The following is an 18,618-nucleotide window of genomic DNA, read 5'->3' as shown; positions in this document are numbered from 1 at the left end:
ACGAATTCATAGTAGCATTGGTTATAAAACTCCTCAAGCAATAGAAGATCTAGCTAAAAAGGTAGCTTAGATTTAACTTTTTTGTGTCCAAAATATTGACTCAAATCCAGTTATGGGTTGGGTGGTACCATTAAATTTGAGGATTAAGAGAGGAGTATATTAATATGCAACCATTTAAGGCTGGAAAATATATTACATATGTTGCAATTGTTATATTACTTGTAGTTGCTATTACGTCTCCTTATAAATTACCTAAAAAGATTGGCTTTATTATAGGTGTTCTTATTTTAGGAGCTTGTGCACTTGGTACTAATAAACTGTACGAACGGATGTATAGTAAATTTAAAAACAAATAGTGTATAACATAAGAGAGGGAATAAATGAAACTTTTACCAATCGGGACAGTAGTGAAACTAGAAGGTGTAGAACCTGTCATTATGATAATTGGAAGAAATGATTGTATCAGCAGATAAACGTGATTTTGATTATGTGGGTGTTCCTTATCCAGTAGGCTATCTAGGTGATGAAAAAGTATTATGTTTTAATCATGAAAAGGTTGTAGAGGAAATGCATAGAGGGTATATGACTGAGAGTGAATTGGTTCTACGTGAGAAATTAGTAGAATTGTAAAAAGAAACGTAAATCTTAAAGATATGATAGGAGAAACAAAATGGGGAAGATAATGAGAATCATTGTAATCATTGGTATCCTTATTCCTCCAGCGTTGCTCTGGAGTGCACCTGATATTCCTCTAAATGTTAAACTTCTGTTTACAGGTTTACAACTAACTGTAGGATTCATCGCAGTAGTAGTGTTAGAGGTAATATTTAGAAATCGAAAAAAGAAGAGGGCAAAATAGATATAAATTGTATAGAATGGCAGATAAGAATATTGGTGGTTAATCTTCTCAATAAAAGAAACTAACAGAAGCAGGGAGAAATCTCTGCTTTATTTGTTGTATAGAATTACTAAGTAGAGCATCGTTAAATTAGTATATCTGAGGGGGATTACTGTAGGTGAAACTGGGGGATCTGAGTTAAATAAACAGTAGTCTCAAGAATTATCTCACTGATTTCAACGAGTGTACAAACTATAATTTTAATTACTATACAAACTTAAGTAGCATTCTCTTCTCAGTCCTTTCTCGGTTTTATAGAAACAAAAAAGAGGACTACCTCTGAGCCAGTTGATTTGCTGACTAGAAGTAGTCCTCTTTTAACTTGTGGTATCTGATGGAGACCTCCACAAGTTTAGTTTTTGATAATACCCTCTCAAGCCTTAATACTATTAGGTTTTATGATCCCGGAGAGGCTCGAACTCACGACCTCCACCCTGTCAAGGTGGCGCTCTCCCTGCTGAGCTACGGGATCATGGATATGTAGTAGAATGTATGATTCATTGTAATAGAATTTTGGTGTGAAATCAATAGAAAAGTGCGAAGTTTTAGAATTGTATATTTTTATTTGGTAATCAATTCTTTTTACCAATGGAGTGAAAATCCGATGTAACAGAATGAGCTGTGGATGCTGTAAAATTTTTTATGAGGAAAAGCGGTGCGTATTGTATGGTTAGAAAGTCTTTTCAGATGCGAGCGTCTATAGAAATAGAACGTTTTCGATTCATGGTGCGATGTTAGATGTGGATGTGACGCATGATGAGTTTTTGAAGGAGTTAGTGAACTGGATTGGTTCGAAGGGATGATCATTTATCCCGCATTAACGGGCAGTAAGACTCCCGCCTCAAGATTCAGAGAGAAGCAAGGAAGATAGGTGGGAGTAGGGCTGCCCGTAACAGCCCGATTGGTGAGGGCTCATAATCAGTGGGGGATGAAGAAAACCCCCACTGATTAAAGTTTCACTTTATGGGAATGACCGATGAGATTACGGAAGAGGAAGCTGAGAATCAGTTAATAGATTTGTTGCGTGATAAGAAGGATCAGAATGAGTAAATCCTTCTTTTTTGTTTTGGGATTGTTCATAAATAGTTCGTTCACTTTATTGTAAAAGTGTGATATAGTGAAAAATGACGGTTGTTTTCCAGTTTGTTTCCAATCTGAAGGTGAGTTAGTGATTTTTATATATAAGTTATGAAAAAGGAGAGTTATATGAAAAGTTGTAAGAAAATTATGTTTTTTGTTTTGGGGATGTGTTTATTTTTTGTTACTCCTTTATCATTGTATGCAGAGACAGGAATGGAGCCAGCACCGGCACCTGGACAAGGTCCAAATGTGTTTGGGAAGTTTGCTGTTTCGATTGATGCGAAGACGGGGGATGTGCTATATGATAAGAATGCACATGAACATGCGTTTCCGGCTAGTATGACAAAGGTATTAACGGCTATTTTACTTATGGAGCATACGAAGCCTGAAGAGCAATTTACACTTTCACAAGCGGCGTTAGATCAGGAGAAGAGTAATTATCAACTGGAGTTTCAAGCTGGAGAGACGGTAGATCGGAATACGGCGCTAATGATTTTAATGGTGCTGAGTGCGAATGATGTCGCGTATGCGATAGGGGAGCATATTGGAGGAAGTATAGAAAACTTTGCGCATATGATGAATGAGAAGGCAAAGCAGCTTGGCGCGACGGATAGTCATTTTGTTACACCGAATGGTTTGCACGATCCAAATCATTATACGACTGCATACGATATGGCAATGATTACGAGAGGTGTACAAAAGTATCCTGAAATTTTACAGGCGATGAATACAAAGCGTACTACGGTTACAACTTCTAGACAGACGGTTTCTATTTTTAATAAAGCAAATTATTTTGAGAACCCGTATAGTATTGGTGGAAAGACAGGATTTACAAATGAAGCGCGCAATACGCTTGTTTTATTAAATGAGAAAGATGGAAATCGAATTATTAATGTCGTGATGGCTTCGCAAAAACCAGAAATCTATGAAGATATGAAGCAGATGGCTGAATATGCATTTCCGCAGTTTACGAAACAACTCGTACTTGATAAGAATTATTGGCATGAAAGAGCAACGTATTTAGATAGAGATATAGATTGTGAATTAGAGAAAAGTGCAGAACTGATGCTGAAAAAAGAGGAAGGGAAAAATGTGAAAACAGTTTTCCGAAAAGCACCTGTAGATACAGATTCTTTATATGAAAGAGGAATTCATCGCGGTGAGGTAGTGGGAACTGTAGATATAACAAAGAATAATGAAACGATTGCAAGCATTCATGTTCTTTCAAAAGAAGATGTGCAGTTTGCGGCAGCGAAGGAGAAGATAGAAAAAACGACACAAACGTATTCTTTTGAAATGATTGCGGCTTGTGTTGGAATCGGTCTAATTATACTTATATTATTTGGTGTGTATATAATGAGAAAAACGAAAAAGAATGCAGTTTCAGAAGAAAAATAGGCAATGATGAATTGCCTATTTTTTATTGCGTTTTCGAATTGTTCATTATAGTATTGAATTAAGTTCTTTTTTAAGAACGAGATAAAGTATTCTATTTTTTTACATATATATGAAAAGAGGAGGGAGACCGATGAAATTCGTTTGGAAGATAATGAGTAATGTGATTTCATTTGTTTTATTCGCATTAATGGTTTTCTTAGCTTTTGTTGTGATTTCTTCTAAGGCAAGTGGCGGGGAGCCGACTATTATGGGATATCAATTTAAAACGGTACTATCTGGTTCGATGGAGCCGACGTTTTTAACGGGTTCTGTAATTGCGATTGAACCAACGAAAGATGGTTCTAAGTATCAAAAAGGGGATGTTATTACATTTAAAGAAAGTGATACGAAAATTGTAACGCATCGTATTATTGATGTACAAAATGCGAATGGAAAAGTGATGTATGTAACAAAAGGTGATAATAACAACGGGCCAGATATGAAGCCTGTATTAGCGGAAAATGTGATAGGGAAGTATGAAGATATTACAGTGCCGTATGTAGGCTATTTATTAAATTATGCAAATTCAAAGGCAGGAGCAGCTCTTCTATTAATTATTCCAGGGCTTTTCTTACTTGGGTATTCGGTATTCTCTATTTCGAGTGCAATTCGTAGCATTGATAAAGAGAAGAAAAATAAGTCAGCAGATGTAGGACAATCTGTATAAAAATATGGGAATGGAAAGTCTTTACGATATTTGGGGGATATGGATATGACCATAAAGAAAAAATTAGGACTAGGGATTGGATCGGCACTGATGGGAGTAGCGCTAATTGGGAGCGGAACAGTTGCGTATTTTAGCGATAAGGAAGTTACGAACAATACGGTTGCGGCAGGCACGCTAGATTTAACAGTAAAGCCGGCTACTGAGATTATTCAAGTGGGAAATATTAAACCAGGGGATACGATTACACGTGATTTTGAATTGGTGAATAGCGGCACATTAAATATTGAGAAAGTTTTCTTATACTCCGAATATAAAGTGAAAGATACAAAAGGTGATAATACAGAGGATTTTGGAGATCACATAAAAGTTACGATCTTAAAGAATACAGATAAGGGTCATAACATTATAAAGGAAAAGAAATTATCTGAATTAGTAGGGAAGCCATCCATACCAGTAAATAATGATTCACTTGCGGAAGCGTTGGATGAAAAAGGGATTAAGGCCGGGCATAAAGATTCCTTTAAAGTGCGCTTTGAATTTGTTGATAATGGGGGAAATCAAAATCAATTTCAGGGCGATACAATCGAAGTGAAGTGGACATTTGATGCGCAGCAAGGAAAAGGTGAGAAAAAATGAAGAAAAGGCTATCAAATTGATAGCCTTTTTCGTTGAAGGTATTTGTTTTCATTTTGCAAGAATGTATAGATGTAAATAGGAGAGGATAGAATGCCTAAAGTGTTAAAAAGAATAAAAACATTACTCGTTTTCCCGTGTATGTGTTCTGTAGCTTTTTATATGGGAGCTCAAATCGTCACTCATACAGAAGCAGCTTTTGTAACAGAACAAAAAGTGCAAGGTTCGATCGCGGCCGCTCCTGTGTTTCCGAAAACAATATACAAGTTGAAACAAGCTGCAAAGCAGCACGAGAAAGTAATTTTACAAGTATATGAAAAAATGAAAAAAGAAGCAGAAGAAACATCTATAGAAGCACTTGAGAACAGGCTTGTTTCATGGAAAGAGCAACGTGAAAAGATTGCTTTCGAGCGCGAGTCATTACAGAAAATATATATAGAAATGAAAGGGTATTATCATCAATTACAAGAAAGCCATTCACAGGAGCAACTTCAATCTGTCCAAGAGAATTTAAATGTTATCAATATGATTTGTGAAAATGTTGATAAAGAGGCAGGAATCCAAAAAATTGATGAGGAAATTCAAACGCTTCAAAAGCGAGTCGATGCGGAAAAAGAGAAAAAATTGCATGAACAAGCAAAGGTAATAGAAAAGCAAGAAGCCGAGCAGGTAACGGCTACGGAGTTAACAGCGACAGAACAATTGTCTCATCATAAAGAGGAACAACAACCAGAACCAGATGTCGACTCTCATTTAAAAGAAGAAACAAGAAAATAGAGTGTGTCTATTGAATCTAAAATAAAAATTTTTAAATGAAAAGATTGCGTTTAAACAGAATGTTCTTTATAATGAACTTAAAGTAACTTTTTAAAGAACAACCGTTAGGGATAGTGTAAGTGGAGGAGCTAGGTAGAAAGACTAATGCTTTATCCGATATCTCTGCATGATGGAAAGGGATAATAAAAAAACGCTAGGAGGAATGGAAAAGTGAGTTTAAAGAAAAAGTTAGGCATGGGAGTTGCGTCAGCGGCATTAGGGATTGCTTTAATTGGCGGAGGAACGTTCGCATTCTTTAGCGATAAAGAAGTATCGAACAATACGTTCGCAGCAGGTACTTTAGACCTTACTTTGGATCCTAAGACGATTGTAGACATTAAAGACTTGAAGCCAGGAGATTCTGTTAAGAAAGAGTTCTTATTAAAGAACAGTGGTTCTATCGCGATTAAAGATGTGAAATTAGCAACGAAATACTCAACTGTAGATGCGAAGGGTGACAATGCAGGGGAAGACTTTGCGAGTCATATTAATGTAAAATTTATTTGGAACTGGGATAAACAAAGCGAACCAGTTTATGAAACAACTTTAGCAGATTTACAAAAAGCGGATCCTGATTTATTAGCGAAAGATATCTTTGCTCCAGAGTGGGGTGAAGAAGGTGGTCTACAACCAAACACAGAAGACTACCTATGGGTAGAATTTGAATTTAAAGATAATGGACAAGATCAAAATAAATTCCAAGGCGATGCATTAAACTTAGAGTGGACATTTAATGCAAGTCAAGCTGATGGAGAAGAAAGATAAAGTGAAACTTTAATCAGTGGGGGTGTTCTTCATCCCCCACTGATTATTAGCCCTCACTAATCGGGCTGTTACGGGCAGCCCCACTCCCACCTATCTTCCTTGCTTCTCTCTGCATCTTGGGATGGGAGTCTTACTGCCCTCAAATAGCGGGATAAATACAAAAAAAGCGGGAGTTTCCCGCTTTTTTTGATAGAGAAAGAGAAAGGAGGATTTTCATATATCCTCCTTTTCATGTACATTATTTTTGATTTTGTTTCCATTTACTAAACTCAATGAATTCACGGAATTGTTCTTTTGAGACACCAGAGTTCATTGCTTCTTTAACAAGATGTGCCCATTCAGAGTCTAATTGATTTTCTAACGGTGTTGTGTCATGAAGAAGTGTGTCAATTGGTATTTGCAGAACGGCTGCGATTTTTTCCAAAAATTGAATGGACGGATTTTGTTGTAAATTACGTTCAATGGAGCTAATGTAGGACTTTGCAACACCGGCCTTTTCAGCAAGTTCTGTTAAAGAAATCCCTCTTTGTAAACGAAGGCGTTTTATACGTTCTCCAATCATATTTGCGCACCTTTCTGTAAATGTATATCCACTTATGATGTTATTATTATAGCATAAATTTCTCTAAAAAGAACAATACCTTAGGCTTGCGTGGATTGCTTCATATTTTGGAAGAAATGTTCAATGTCTTGAATTGCAATTCCAGCATCAAGCGCCTCAAGTATTAAATCAATCCATTCCTGATCTAACGAGTCTGTCTTATCTTTGTACAAATTTATTCCTCCCTAATTGTCGGTCATAAGCAATATTACAAAATACTCGATATTTTAACATTTTTATGACGAAAATAATAATTTCTTTAAAAAAATTGTATATGTATCGCCGTATTTTGTAGATAAAAAAACAAAGATAAAATCCCCATCGAGTTCTCTCATCCAAAATTATAAAAGGTTTGTCAGAATTTATCAATATTTTCAGAAAAAACGATAAATCATAATATGCCCCTATATTAAATGCATAATTTTTACAAAAATATTAAAAAAATTACATAATATGACTAAATATTGAAAATTAATTGAAAATTTAATAAAATTTATGTTGAAATACATATTTTATTAGGGGAGGAAAATCGGGGATGAAAAAGAAACCATTTAAAGTGTTATCAGCACTTGCGGTAGCGGCTGTTCTTGGAGGCGCATTTAGCTTTGGAAGTCCGGCTGTTCAGGCAGAAACATCTGCAAAGGCAACAGCGACGAGTCCAATTGATGATCATTTGATTCCAGAAGAGCGCTTAGCAAATGCACTTAAGAAGCGAGGAGTGATTAACGAAAAGGCGTCCGATGAAGAGACAAAGAAAGCGGTCGAGAAGTATGTCGAGAAAAAGAAAGGTGATAAGCCTGGGAAAGAAGAGATGGTTGGGGATCAAGTAACGAAAGAGGCATCTGAATTTCTGAAGAAGGTGAAAGATGCAAAAACAGATATAAAAGAGAAAGGAAAAGAACGAGCAAGTAGCCAACCAGAGGGAGCTGTTCCAGCAAAGAGCGCTTTAAATGGTAAAGTACCAACAACTCCTGCAAAAGAAAAAAAGTATAACGGAGAAGTTCGTAAAGATAAAGTACTTGTGTTGCTTGTTGAATATGATGATTTCAAGCATAACAATATCGAGCAAGAACCTGGGTATATGTATTCTGATGATTTTAATCAGGAGCATTATGAAAAAATGTTATTCGGTGACGAACCATTTACGCTCCATGATGGAAGTAAAATTGAAACATTTAAGCAGTATTATGAAGAACAATCTGGCGGTAGTTATACAGTAGATGGCACAGTGTCAAAGTGGTTAACCGTTCCAGGCAAAGCAGCTGATTATGGTGCGGATGCTGGAGAAGGACATGATAATAAAGGACCATTAGGACCGCGTGATTTAATTAAAGATGCATTAAAAGCAGCAGTAGAGAGTGGAATCGATTTATCGGAGTTCGATCAATTTGATCAATATGATATAGATGGTGACGGAAATAAAAATGAACCAGATGGCTTAGTGGATCACTTAATGGTTATTCACGCTGGTGTTGGACAAGAAGCTGGTGGTGGTAAACTAGGTGATGATGCAATTTGGTCACATCGCTGGACAGTCGGTCAAAAACCATTTCCAATTGATGGGACAACAGCGAAAGTTCCGTATTGGGACGGGAAAATGGCTGCATTCGATTACACAATTGAGCCAGAGGATGGTGCAGTTGGTGTCTTCGCACATGAATATGGTCATGATTTAGGACTTCCAGATGAGTATGATACAAAATATTCTGGCGGCGGTGAACCAGTTCAATCATGGTCTATTATGAGTGGTGGTAGTTGGGCAGGTAAAATTGCCGGAACGACGCCAACAAGTTTCTCCCCACAAAATAAAGAATTTTTCCAAAAAACAATGGGTGGTAATTGGGCAAATATTGCAGAAATAGATTATGAGAAATTAAATCGAGGTATTGGTTATGCAACATATTTAGATCAAAGTGTTACAAAATCAAATCGACCAGGTTTAATTCGTGTCAACTTACCGGACAAGGATGTAAAAGGAATTGAGCCTGCCTTTGGGCAGAAGTACTACTATAGTACAAAAGGTGACGATCTTCATACGACTTTAGAAACACCTTTATTTGATTTAACAAGTGCAACGAATGCAACATTTGATTTTAAATCATTGTATGAAATTGAAACAGGGTATGATTTCTTAGAAGTACATGCGGTAACAGAAGATGGTACAAAAACATTAATTGATACAATTGGTAACAAAGATGTAAAAGATGGGGCAGATACAACTTTAGGAGAATGGGTGGACAAGTCTTATGATTTAAGCCAGTTCAAAGGTAAAAAAGTGAAGCTTGTCTTTGAATATGTGACAGATGGCGGTCTTGCATTAAATGGCTTTACGCTTGATAATGCATCATTAACAGTAGACGGTAAAGTTGTATTTTCTGATGATGCAGAAGGAGAAACACAGTTTAAGTTAAATGGTTTTGTCGTTTCAAATGGAATTGAGAAGAAGAGCCATAACTATTATGTAGAGTGGAGAAATTATGCAGGTGCCGACGAAGCATTAAAATATGCTCGTGGTCCGGTATATAACACAGGTATGGTTGTCTGGTATGCGGATTCAAGCTATACAGATAACTGGGTTGGGGTTCATCCAGGACATGGTTTCCTTGGGGTAGTTGATTCCCATCCTGAAGCTATTGCAGGCACTTTAAATGGTAAGCCAACATTTAAAGATAGCACACGTTATCAAATTGCGGATGCAGCATTCTCTTTCGATCAAACACCAGCTTGGAAAGTTGTATCACCAACTCGTGGCACGTTTGAATATAACGGGTTACCTGGTGTTGCGAAATTTGATGATTCAAAAGTTTACATCAATGATCAAATTCCAGATGCAGGACGCATTTTACCGAAACTTGGTTTGAAATTTGAAGTAGTTGGTCAAGCTGATGATAAATCAGCAGGTGCGGTTCGTTTATATCGATAATAGGAAAAAGCTGTTGAAAGATTACCTTTCAACAGCTTTTTTTATAGACAAAGAGTTATACAGAAGAAGAAAACTTAGATATAATGAAACTCTACAAATAAACATTTTTTAATAGGTAGAGAGTTCATAATTAGTAGGGGCTTCGCTATAGATGAGAAGTTTTCCCGTTTATAAATAGTATAAATGAAAGAATCGGATAGAAAGTAGGTGAAAGTATGGATATTCCTTCTATTGTAAAGATGCAAAAAGAATATTTTTATAGCGGCTATACGAGAGAAATCGCGATAAGAAAATTGCATTTACATGCATTATATGAAGGGATTAAGCGGTTTGAGTCTGATATTTTTCGAGCGCTTCAGTTAGATTTAAATAAATCCCATCATGAATCATTTACAACGGAAATTGGATATGTACGAAAGGAAATTTCTTTTCAAATGAAGCACCTTTCTTCATGGAGTAAGCCGAGACGTGTTCGAACGGCTTTGACGCATTTTGGATCGAAAGGGAAAATTGTTCCAGAGCCATACGGTGTTACGCTTATTATGGCACCTTGGAATTATCCATTCCAATTGGCAATCGCTCCCCTTGTAGGAGCGTTAGCGGCGGGTAACACGGTTGTTTTAAAGCCGTCTGAGTTAACGCCAAATGTGTCAAAACTATTAGCTCATATGATGCAAGAATTGTTTCCAAAAGAGCTTGTTACAGTAATAGAAGGTGGAATCCAGGAAAGTACAGCGTTACTTAAGGAACCTTTTGATTATATTTTCTTTACCGGTAGTGTTAGCGTAGGGAAAATTGTGATGGAAGCAGCAGCGAAACAGTTAACACCTCTTACGTTAGAACTTGGCGGAAAAAGTCCATGTATTGTGCATAAAGATGTGAAAATGGATGTAGCGGCAAGACGGATTGTTTGGGGGAAATTTCTAAACGCCGGACAGACATGTGTTGCTCCTGATTATATTTATGTCCATTCATCAGTGAAGAAGGCACTGATTGAGGCGCTTCGTAGTGAGATTGTTAGGCAGTATGGAGAACCGTTACAAAATGAAAATTATGTCCGGATTGTTAGCAAGCGTCATTTTGACAGATTATGTGCATTTTTACAGGAGGGGCATGTTGAAGTTGGTGGCAATTATAATGAAGAAACATTGCATATAGAACCGACCATTTTAACGAATATTACATGGCAAAGTGCAATTATGGAAGATGAGATTTTTGGACCGCTATTACCTATTATAGAATATGAAGAAATAGAAGAGGTAATTGAAACTATTCAACAACAGCCAAAGCCACTTGCTTTATATGTTTTCTCAGAGAATAAACAAATTCACAAACAAGTTACAACGAATATTTCATATGGTGGCGGTTGTATAAATGATGTCGTCTATCATCTTGCAACGCCGTATTTACCTTTTGGAGGAGTGGGCAGCAGCGGATTAGGCAGTTACCATGGTGAACAAAGTTTTCAAACATTTTCTCATTATAAGAGCATTTTATCTCAATCTACAGTTTTTGACATGAAAATTCGTTATTCTTCTACAAAAAGTGCTTTAAAATTTATACGAAAGTTGTTAAAATGATGAGGGTGTTTATCAGTAGGCGTAGCCGTATGATAAAAACCCCTTCTTACGGGAAGGGGTTTTTCTGTTCGACTATGTATCATGCGAAAATGAATCAAACATACTACATAAAGAATAGAAAAGAACGCTGGTAAATCATCATTTTTATTTGGATCGAAATAAAAAATATGCAAAAATTAATATTTATTCATGAATATAAAAATGAAAAATTTGAGGTAGATAGGACGGGAAAATGAAAAAGATTATAAAAATTGAAGCGATAGAAAAACATTTTGGAAATCAAGTCATTATTCCACCTCTTTCTTTAGATATTAAAGAAGGGGAATTTTTAACAATCCTTGGACCGAGTGGTTGCGGGAAAACAACGTTACTTCGTATGATTGCAGGTTTTGAAACGCCAACAAAAGGTAACCTTTTACTCGATGAAGAACGGATTAATGAATTACCACCTTATAAGCGTCATATGAATTTAGTGTTTCAACATTACGCACTATTTCCGCATATGACAGTTGAAAAGAATATTTGTTTCGGTATGAAAATGCAAAAAGTATCAGCAGCGGAACAAGAAGAACGTGCGGAAGAAGCTATGCGTTTAACGCAGTTATTAGAATTCCGTAACCGAAAACCGGCGAAACTTTCTGGCGGACAACAGCAGCGTGTTGCAATTGCGAGAGCGATTGTAAATAACCCGCGTGTTCTCTTACTCGATGAGCCGCTTGGCGCACTTGATTTTAAGTTAAGAAAAGATTTGCAGCGCGAGTTAAAAAACTTACAGCGTAATTTAGGAATTACATTTATTTATGTAACTCATGATCAAGAAGAAGCGATGAGCATGAGCGATCGTATTGTCGTGATGAATAAAGGACATATCGAGCAAATTGGAACACCGAAGGAAATTTATAATACACCAAAAACAATGTTTGTGGCGACGTTCATTGGTGAAAATAATATTATAAGCTCCGGGGAAAACTATGTAGCAGTTCGCCCTGAAAATGTAAAAATCCGTTCGGTTGAGCAACCGATTTTAAAAGAATACCATCTTGGACATATTGAAGATATTGAATTTGTTGGAAATATGGAAAAGCTGTATGTACGTGATGAAAAAACATCTGAATTATTAATGGCATATCAAACTGCAGAAGAAGCGGCGCAGTGGAGTATCGGAGATAATGTATACGTAGGCTGGGAGCAAGAGGATGAGGTGACCTTAAGTTGAAAAAAGGGAAACTACTCGCATTACCTACAGTTGCATGGCTTTTAATTTTCTTTTTATTTCCGCTCTTATTTGTATTAGCATTTGCATTCTTCCAGCGCGGTGCATACGGCACAGTGGAAATGCAATTTACACTTGATAATATAGTGCGCGTCTTTGATTCACTATATATGAGTACATTATGGGAGACAGTGAAGATTGCTGTTATTACAACGGTGCTTTGCTTACTAATTGGATATCCATTTGCATATACAATTACGATTGTAGATCGTAAATATCGTTCTATTCTTTTATTATTGGCAACAATTCCGTTTTGGATTAACTTCCTTGTACGTTCATACGCATGGATTGTTATTTTACGTTCACAAGGTCTTGTGAATATAGCATTACTAAAATTAGGCATTATTCATGAACCATTAAATTTATTATATAATACACCATCTGTAATATTAGGTATGGTTTATTCTTTATTACCATTTATGATTTTACCAGTGTATGCAGCGATTGAACAGTTTGATAAACGCAAGTTAGAAGCGGCGTATGACTTAGGCGCAACGCCAATTAAGGCATTTTGGCATGTGACACTTCCGATGACAATGTCAGGAGTTGCAACGGGTTCCATTTTAGTGTTTGTTTCATCTATTGGTATGTTTGTCGTATCGGATGTAATGGGTGGATCGAAAGTAGCATTAATTGGAAACGTAATTCAAAACCAATTTTTAGGTGCACGTGATTGGCCATTTGGCTCTGCATTATCGATTATTGTCGTCCTATTCTCTGTTCTGTTAATTTACTTATATTATCGTGCGACGAAAGTATATAAATATGGAAACGGAGGGGAATAGTACGGGATGAAAAAGTTTTTAGTTTCTTACTCTTGGTTAATTTTATTGTTCTTATATTTTCCAATGATGGTTTTAATGGTCTATTCTTTTAATGATTCGCGTATTAATGCGGAATGGCAAGGGTTTACATTCCATTGGTATACAGATTTATTTCAAAAGCAAGACGTCATTGATGCATTGGTAAATAGTATTACAATTGCTCTTATTACAACTTTCGTAACAACTGCTCTCGGTGTATTTTTTGCAGTAGCGTTACATCGTTATAAGTATCGTTTTGAAGGAGCGATAAATGGACTTGTATACTTACCAATTTTAATTCCTGATATTTTAATGGGATTATCTCTACTTATTTTATTTAGCCAAATTGGAATGGAACTTGGACAAGCTACTATTATCATTGCGCATATTACGTTCAGTATTTCATTTGTTGTTGTGATTTTAGCAGCACGTTTGTCTAGTATGGGACATGATTTAGAGGAAGCGGCAAATGATTTAGGAGCAACCCCTTGGCAGACGTTTCGTCATGTAACGCTTCCAAGTATTGCCCCTGGCATTATTTCTGCTGCGTTATTAACATTTACGTTATCAATTGATGACTTTGTAATTAGTTTCTTTGTATCTGGGCCAGGATCCACAACATTACCACTATATATTTACAGTATGGTTAAACGCGGAGTATCACCTGAAATTAATGCACTTTCAACAATATTAATTGTTGTCATTGTTGGGTTAATGATTGCATCAGAACTATTCCGTAATAAAGGAGCGGATGGAGAAGAAAACTCCGGAGGGCATCTTCCTTTATAAAAACAGAAAGAGGAGGTCGTGAATCGATGAAATTGATGAAGACGCTAGCTGGCGCAGCCATTAGTTTTAGCCTTGTAGCAGGCGTACTTGCAGGATGCGGCGGTGAAAAAAAAGAAGAGCTTAACATTTATAGCTGGGCTGATAACTTTGATGAGCAAGTATTAAGGGATTTTGAGGAAAAATACAATGTCAAGATTAACTATGACAAATATGCAAGTAACGAAGAGATGCTTGCGAAGTTACAAGCTGGCGGTGCGAAATATGATTTAATTCAACCATCTGATTACATGGTGAAAACAATGGCGGAAATGGATTTATTAGAGCCATTAAACAAGAAAAACATTCCGAATGTAGAAAATCTTGTTTCTAACTTTAAAACGCCAGCGTTTGATCCAGAGAATAAATACTCTCTTGTATACACTTGGGGTGTAACAGGAATTGCTTACAATAAAAAGTATGTAAAAGAAACGCCAACAAGCTGGAATGATTTATGGAATGAGAAGTATAAAGGACGCGTTACTTTATTAAATGATTCTCGTGAAGTATTAGGTATGGCACTTAAGAAAAATGGGTTTTCAAATAGTACAAAAGATGATGCTCAATTAAAAACAGCGGCAACGGACTTACAGAAGTTACTTCCAAACCTACTTGCATTTGACACAGATAACATTAAGCAAAAATTCATTACAGAAGATACATGGATTGGAACAGTATGGTCTGGAGATGCAGCGTTTATTGCGAAAGACAATAAAGATGTAGGGTATGTCGTTCCAAAAGAAGGCGGTACAATTTGGGCGGATACATTAGCAATTCCAAAAGGTGCGAAACATAAAGAACTTGCTGAGAAGTTTATGAACTATTTAATGGATGAAAAAGTAAGTGTGAAAAACTATGAATCCATTGGATACAGTAATCCAAACGAAAAAGCTTGGCCGCTTCATAGTAAAGAATACCGCGATAACAAAATGATTTTCTTATCACAAGATGAGTTGAATCGTACAGAATGGCTTGTTGATGTAGATGATAAATTAAAAGAGTATGATCGTTACTGGACAGAATTAAAAACAAAAGGGAAATAAAGAATACAAATGCGGTTTCTATATAGAAATCGCATTTTTTCATAAGTAGGAGGAGAAAGTTTGAAGAAAAAATTATATCAATATGAGTTACTGTGTATGATATTATTTTGTATCATATTTGGCATTATTGCTTGGAGAGTACAAGCGAATGGCATAACAATGATGGATACATATGTACAAGAGCTTGTAAAGGGATTACAAACAGATCGCTTGCTTGTATTTTTCTCATACTTTACAAAAATGGGGTCTGCCATTGGGATTACGAGCGTACTTATTTTCAGTTTACTTATTTTTTGGAAGAAACGTTATTATGTTGCAATGTTCCTATATCCGCTTGCTATATTAACAACGCATCTTGTGAATAAAGGGATAAAGGAAATTGTGAAAAGAGATCGTCCAAGTTTGAATGAAGCATTTGATGCACTTGGATATAGTTTTCCAAGTGGACATGCAATGTTGTCCATTATGACGTATGGATTTCTTGCTTATATCATCGCAGCAAATTTGCACAATACAATGAGTAAATATATAAGCGTAATGATTGCGGCGCTATTTATTATATGGATTGGACTAAGCAGAATCATTTTATTTGTTCATTATCCAACTGATATTTTAGCAGGGTACGCGGTAGGAGGCATTCTGTTAATTATCACCATTTATTTTCACCGCCTCATTTCAGAGCGATTTCAAATGAATCAAGAGCGATAAAGTGAAACTTTAATCAGTGGGGGTTTTCTTCATCCCCCACTGATTATGAGCCCTCACCAATCGGGCTGTTACGGGCAGCCCTACTCCCACCTATCTTCCTTGTTTCTCTCTGCATCTTGAGGTGGGAGTCTTACTGCCCTAAAATAGCGGGATAAAACATCTAGAAAACGGTTTTTCTAGATGTTTTTTTAGGAAATAGGAATGTGCTAAAATAGAGATGCATTTCGAATGGAATAAAGTAGGTGAAAGCTATGAAAATAAAGAGAGAGCAAGTAGATGTATGGGGGAAAATGGGAGCTTTTCTTTTTCAATTCCGCTATACTGTAATAGCCATATTATGTATGTTAGCTATCATACTAGGTATTTTTGCGCCAAAACTTCCAGAAGTATTAGGCGGTGATGGCTTTCAAACAAAAGGGGACTATCAAAAGACAAAAGCTATTTTGGACAAGGATTTTAAACAATCACAAGACACACTGCTGCTTGTGTTTCAAAAAAATAAAGGGATTTCAAACGACGATTTTCAAAAAGAAATTGCAGAGCTCGTAGCAAACGTTCAGTCGAAAGAAACGTATGAGTCGTTTCATCATCCCCTAGAAAATAAGAGTATGTTACAAGATGATTTAGCTTATGCGACAATTTTATTTTCTGGGAAAACAAGTAAAGAACGAAATGAAAAAACATTACAGTTTGCCGAAGAAATAAAAAAAGAAAGTAATCGTATCTTGAAAGTAACTGCAACTGGTTTTCCAAAAATTAATCAAGAAATCAATGAGCGAACGCAGAACGATTTAAAAGTAGCTGAAATGATTGGTTTGCCAATTGCCTTTCTTGTGTTACTTTTTTCATTTGGTAGCTTGCTTGCGTCTATCTTACCTATTGTAAATGGTGCACTGAGTGTAATGAGTACAATGGGAATTTTATATTTTATCGGTGTAGATAAAGAGTTATCAATTTTTGTTTTAAATGTTGCGCCGATGATCGGTCTTGCCTTATCGATTGATTTTGCACTTTTATTTGTCAATCGTTTTCGGGAGGAGTTGGCATATCGCTCTGTTCGAGAAGCGATTTTAGTTACGTATCAAACAGCAGGACGAGCGATTGTATTTTCGGGATTGTGTGTATTCGTTGGACTATCAGGCTTGTTTTTCTTTGAAATAGACTACATTCAATCAGTTGCAATCAGCGGAATGATTGTTGTTATTATGAGTATTATTTTTTCACTTACACTTTTGCCAGCGCTCTTATCATTAATGGGAAAACGGTTGCTCAATAAGAAGCAAACACCGCCGCGTACTTCACGAGTGTGGAGGAAATTTGCGCAGTTTGTTATGAGTCATCCGATTATGATGGTCATAATCGTCACAACGTTTATTATCGTCTGTCTCTTACCTCTTCGCACAGCAAATCTTCAATTTCCAGGTGTAGAAGCATTGCCGGAAAAAAGTGAGACAAGGATTGCATATGAAAAATATGAAGAGACATTCCGTAACATGATGAAAACTCATGCGGATGTTACGGTAGTAATAGAGACAAAGGAAAAGGTAACAAAGCAAGAAAGCTTGCAGCAAATAGAATCTATTGTACAAAAGTTACAAAAAGATAAGCAAGTATACAAAGTAGAGAGTCTTTATGATGAGCTACATGGAATGAATGCAAAACAGGTTGCTGCGTTATTACAAACGCCTGAGGGGGCCAAAATCGCTCCGATATTTGATATTTATACGAAAGAGAATCGGACAACGTTGCAAATTTTCTTACATACAAAGCCGAAGACAGAAGCGGCAAAACAATGGGTGAGAGATTTTAAAGCAAAGTATAAAGAAGATTATCTAACCTATTATGTAGGTGGAATGACAACATTTCAACAAGAATTAGAGGATGAAATAAAAGATAAAGTTGTGATTGGGATGTCTGTTATATTTGGATCTACGTTTTTTATCTTATTATTTGCCTTCAGGTCAATACTCATTCCAATAAAGGCAATTGTCATGAATATATTAAGTCTTAGCGCAACAATTGGTCTTGTTGTTTGGTTATTTGAAGGTGGACACTTTGGATTGGATGAAAGTTCCGTACTATTTGTACTACCTATTTTTATTTTTGGGCTTGTATTTGGCTTAAGCATGGATTACGAGGTATTTCTTATTTCTCGTATTCATGAGCTATACGAGGAGACAGGAGATAACGATGTAGCAGCGTTAGAAGGGCTTATATCAACAAGTCGTATCATTACATCGGCAGCCTTAATTATGATTGTAGTGACAGGGGCATTTGCCTTCACTGATATTTTACCAGTTAAACAGATGGGCCTTGGAGTAGCACTTGCAATTTTTCTTGATGCGACAATTATTCGACTTATGCTTGTTCCAAGTTTAATGAAACTGTTTGGAGATTGGAATTGGTGGCTACCATTTCGAAAGAAAAAAGAAAAAGCATGATGAAAGCACTTGTCTGAACTGTACCCTATAAAATGGACAGTTTAATAAAAAAGCCCTGAAAAATCAAGCACTGAAAAGATGGTTCCGATATTCAATCGGAGTCATCTTTTTTAATGTCCACTGAT

General features: G+C 36.3%; 17 protein-coding genes, 1 tRNA gene and 1 pseudogene. 16 read left to right on the top strand and 3 right to left on the bottom strand.

Annotation, left to right across the window (positions count from 1 at the left end):
* Positions 1-164: 164 nt before the first annotated feature.
* The 3 genes and pseudogenes from MR063_RS20750 to MR063_RS20740 all read left to right on the top strand — a co-directional run bounded on the left by MR063_RS20750 (position 165) and on the right by MR063_RS20740 (position 859).
* A complete protein-coding gene (locus MR063_RS20750; RefSeq protein WP_242201189.1) occupies positions 165-356 on the top strand; it encodes a hypothetical protein in 192 nt (63 codons plus the stop codon).
* Positions 357-380: 24 nt separating this feature from the next.
* Positions 381-630: pseudogene (locus MR063_RS20745) on the top strand (DUF4176 domain-containing protein).
* A gap of 40 nt (positions 631-670) precedes the next feature.
* Positions 671-859, top strand: a complete 189-nt coding sequence (locus MR063_RS20740; RefSeq protein ID WP_000516413.1) for a hypothetical protein — start codon at positions 671-673, stop codon at positions 857-859.
* Positions 860-1,297: 438 nt separating this feature from the next.
* Here MR063_RS20740 and MR063_RS20735 read toward each other — a convergent pair.
* Positions 1,298-1,370: transfer RNA gene (locus MR063_RS20735), tRNA-Val, on the bottom strand.
* A gap of 734 nt (positions 1,371-2,104) precedes the next feature.
* On the opposite strand from MR063_RS20735, the gene MR063_RS20730 reads away from it, so the two are divergent.
* The 5 genes from MR063_RS20730 (at position 2,105) to calY (ending at position 6,296) form a co-directional block, all read left to right on the top strand.
* On the top strand, positions 2,105-3,376 hold the full coding sequence (locus MR063_RS20730; RefSeq protein ID WP_242201187.1) for a D-alanyl-D-alanine carboxypeptidase family protein: 1,272 nt from the start codon (positions 2,105-2,107) through the stop codon (positions 3,374-3,376).
* Between the two features lie 130 nt (positions 3,377-3,506).
* Positions 3,507-4,082: a signal peptidase I SipW gene (gene sipW / locus MR063_RS20725; protein WP_011984078.1), complete on the top strand. Its 576-nt coding sequence runs from the start codon at positions 3,507-3,509 to the stop codon at positions 4,080-4,082.
* Positions 4,083-4,127: 45 nt separating this feature from the next.
* Entirely contained in the window at positions 4,128-4,718 is a 591-nt protein-coding gene (locus MR063_RS20720; protein WP_242201185.1) for a TasA family protein, read from the top strand.
* A gap of 90 nt (positions 4,719-4,808) precedes the next feature.
* Entirely contained in the window at positions 4,809-5,492 is a 684-nt protein-coding gene (locus tag MR063_RS20715) for a DUF4047 domain-containing protein (protein WP_242201183.1), read from the top strand.
* A gap of 210 nt (positions 5,493-5,702) precedes the next feature.
* The gene (gene calY, locus MR063_RS20710; RefSeq protein ID WP_087098052.1) at positions 5,703-6,296 is read left to right on the top strand and encodes a biofilm matrix protein CalY; all 594 of its coding nucleotides are present in this window, start codon (positions 5,703-5,705) and stop codon (positions 6,294-6,296) included.
* 238 nt (positions 6,297-6,534) lie between these two features.
* On the opposite strand, the gene MR063_RS20705 is transcribed toward calY, so the two are convergent.
* Complete coding sequence (locus MR063_RS20705; RefSeq protein WP_242142458.1) at positions 6,535-6,858, bottom strand: helix-turn-helix domain-containing protein; 324 nt, start codon at positions 6,856-6,858, stop codon at positions 6,535-6,537.
* 80 nt (positions 6,859-6,938) lie between these two features.
* Complete coding sequence (locus tag MR063_RS20700; RefSeq protein WP_011984083.1) at positions 6,939-7,070, bottom strand: anti-repressor SinI family protein; 132 nt, start codon at positions 7,068-7,070, stop codon at positions 6,939-6,941.
* 362 nt (positions 7,071-7,432) lie between these two features.
* On the opposite strand from MR063_RS20700, the gene MR063_RS20695 reads away from it, so the two are divergent.
* The 8 genes from MR063_RS20695 (at position 7,433) to MR063_RS20660 (ending at position 18,493) form a co-directional block, all read left to right on the top strand.
* A complete protein-coding gene (locus MR063_RS20695; protein WP_242201182.1) occupies positions 7,433-9,820 on the top strand; it encodes an immune inhibitor A domain-containing protein in 2,388 nt (795 codons plus the stop codon).
* A gap of 215 nt (positions 9,821-10,035) precedes the next feature.
* Entirely contained in the window at positions 10,036-11,400 is a 1,365-nt protein-coding gene (locus tag MR063_RS20690; protein ID WP_242201181.1) for an aldehyde dehydrogenase, read from the top strand.
* Between the two features lie 232 nt (positions 11,401-11,632).
* On the top strand, positions 11,633-12,616 hold the full coding sequence (gene potA / locus MR063_RS20685; RefSeq protein ID WP_242201180.1) for a spermidine/putrescine ABC transporter ATP-binding protein PotA: 984 nt from the start codon (positions 11,633-11,635) through the stop codon (positions 12,614-12,616).
* Complete coding sequence (locus MR063_RS20680; RefSeq protein WP_242201179.1) at positions 12,613-13,458, top strand: ABC transporter permease; 846 nt, start codon at positions 12,613-12,615, stop codon at positions 13,456-13,458. The genes potA and MR063_RS20680 overlap by 4 nt, the downstream gene beginning before the upstream one ends.
* 6 nt (positions 13,459-13,464) lie before the next feature.
* Positions 13,465-14,265: an ABC transporter permease gene (locus MR063_RS20675; protein WP_242142463.1), complete on the top strand. Its 801-nt coding sequence runs from the start codon at positions 13,465-13,467 to the stop codon at positions 14,263-14,265.
* Positions 14,266-14,291: 26 nt separating this feature from the next.
* Positions 14,292-15,344: a polyamine ABC transporter substrate-binding protein gene (locus tag MR063_RS20670; RefSeq protein WP_242201178.1), complete on the top strand. Its 1,053-nt coding sequence runs from the start codon at positions 14,292-14,294 to the stop codon at positions 15,342-15,344.
* A gap of 60 nt (positions 15,345-15,404) precedes the next feature.
* Positions 15,405-16,052, top strand: a complete 648-nt coding sequence (locus MR063_RS20665) for a phosphatase PAP2 family protein (RefSeq protein WP_242201176.1) — start codon at positions 15,405-15,407, stop codon at positions 16,050-16,052.
* A 251-nt stretch (positions 16,053-16,303) separates the two neighbouring features.
* The gene (locus MR063_RS20660; protein WP_242201174.1) at positions 16,304-18,493 is read left to right on the top strand and encodes an MMPL family transporter; all 2,190 of its coding nucleotides are present in this window, start codon (positions 16,304-16,306) and stop codon (positions 18,491-18,493) included.
* Positions 18,494-18,618 lie beyond the last annotated feature (125 nt).

Origin of the sequence: Bacillus cereus group sp. BfR-BA-01492, assembly GCF_022662815.1 — a bacterium.
Lineage (GTDB): Bacteria > Bacillota > Bacilli > Bacillales > Bacillaceae_G > Bacillus_A > Bacillus_A cereus_BD.
This window is presented reverse-complemented; position numbering and strand designations above follow the sequence as displayed.

Coding starts and splice junctions, on each gene's coding strand:
- MR063_RS20750 (WP_242201189.1), top strand. CDS start 165: ATGCAACCATTTAAGGCTGGAAAATATATTACATATGTTGCAATTGTT.
- MR063_RS20740 (WP_000516413.1), top strand. CDS start 671: ATGGGGAAGATAATGAGAATCATTGTAATCATTGGTATCCTTATTCCT.
- MR063_RS20730 (WP_242201187.1), top strand. CDS start 2,105: ATGAAAAGTTGTAAGAAAATTATGTTTTTTGTTTTGGGGATGTGTTTA.
- sipW (WP_011984078.1), top strand. CDS start 3,507: ATGAAATTCGTTTGGAAGATAATGAGTAATGTGATTTCATTTGTTTTA.
- MR063_RS20720 (WP_242201185.1), top strand. CDS start 4,128: ATGACCATAAAGAAAAAATTAGGACTAGGGATTGGATCGGCACTGATG.
- MR063_RS20715 (WP_242201183.1), top strand. CDS start 4,809: ATGCCTAAAGTGTTAAAAAGAATAAAAACATTACTCGTTTTCCCGTGT.
- MR063_RS20705 (WP_242142458.1), bottom strand. CDS start 6,858: ATGATTGGAGAACGTATAAAACGCCTTCGTTTACAAAGAGGGATTTCT.
- MR063_RS20695 (WP_242201182.1), top strand. CDS start 7,433: ATGAAAAAGAAACCATTTAAAGTGTTATCAGCACTTGCGGTAGCGGCT.
- MR063_RS20690 (WP_242201181.1), top strand. CDS start 10,036: ATGGATATTCCTTCTATTGTAAAGATGCAAAAAGAATATTTTTATAGC.
- potA (WP_242201180.1), top strand. CDS start 11,633: ATGAAAAAGATTATAAAAATTGAAGCGATAGAAAAACATTTTGGAAAT.
- MR063_RS20675 (WP_242142463.1), top strand. CDS start 13,465: ATGAAAAAGTTTTTAGTTTCTTACTCTTGGTTAATTTTATTGTTCTTA.
- MR063_RS20670 (WP_242201178.1), top strand. CDS start 14,292: ATGAAATTGATGAAGACGCTAGCTGGCGCAGCCATTAGTTTTAGCCTT.
- MR063_RS20660 (WP_242201174.1), top strand. CDS start 16,304: ATGAAAATAAAGAGAGAGCAAGTAGATGTATGGGGGAAAATGGGAGCT.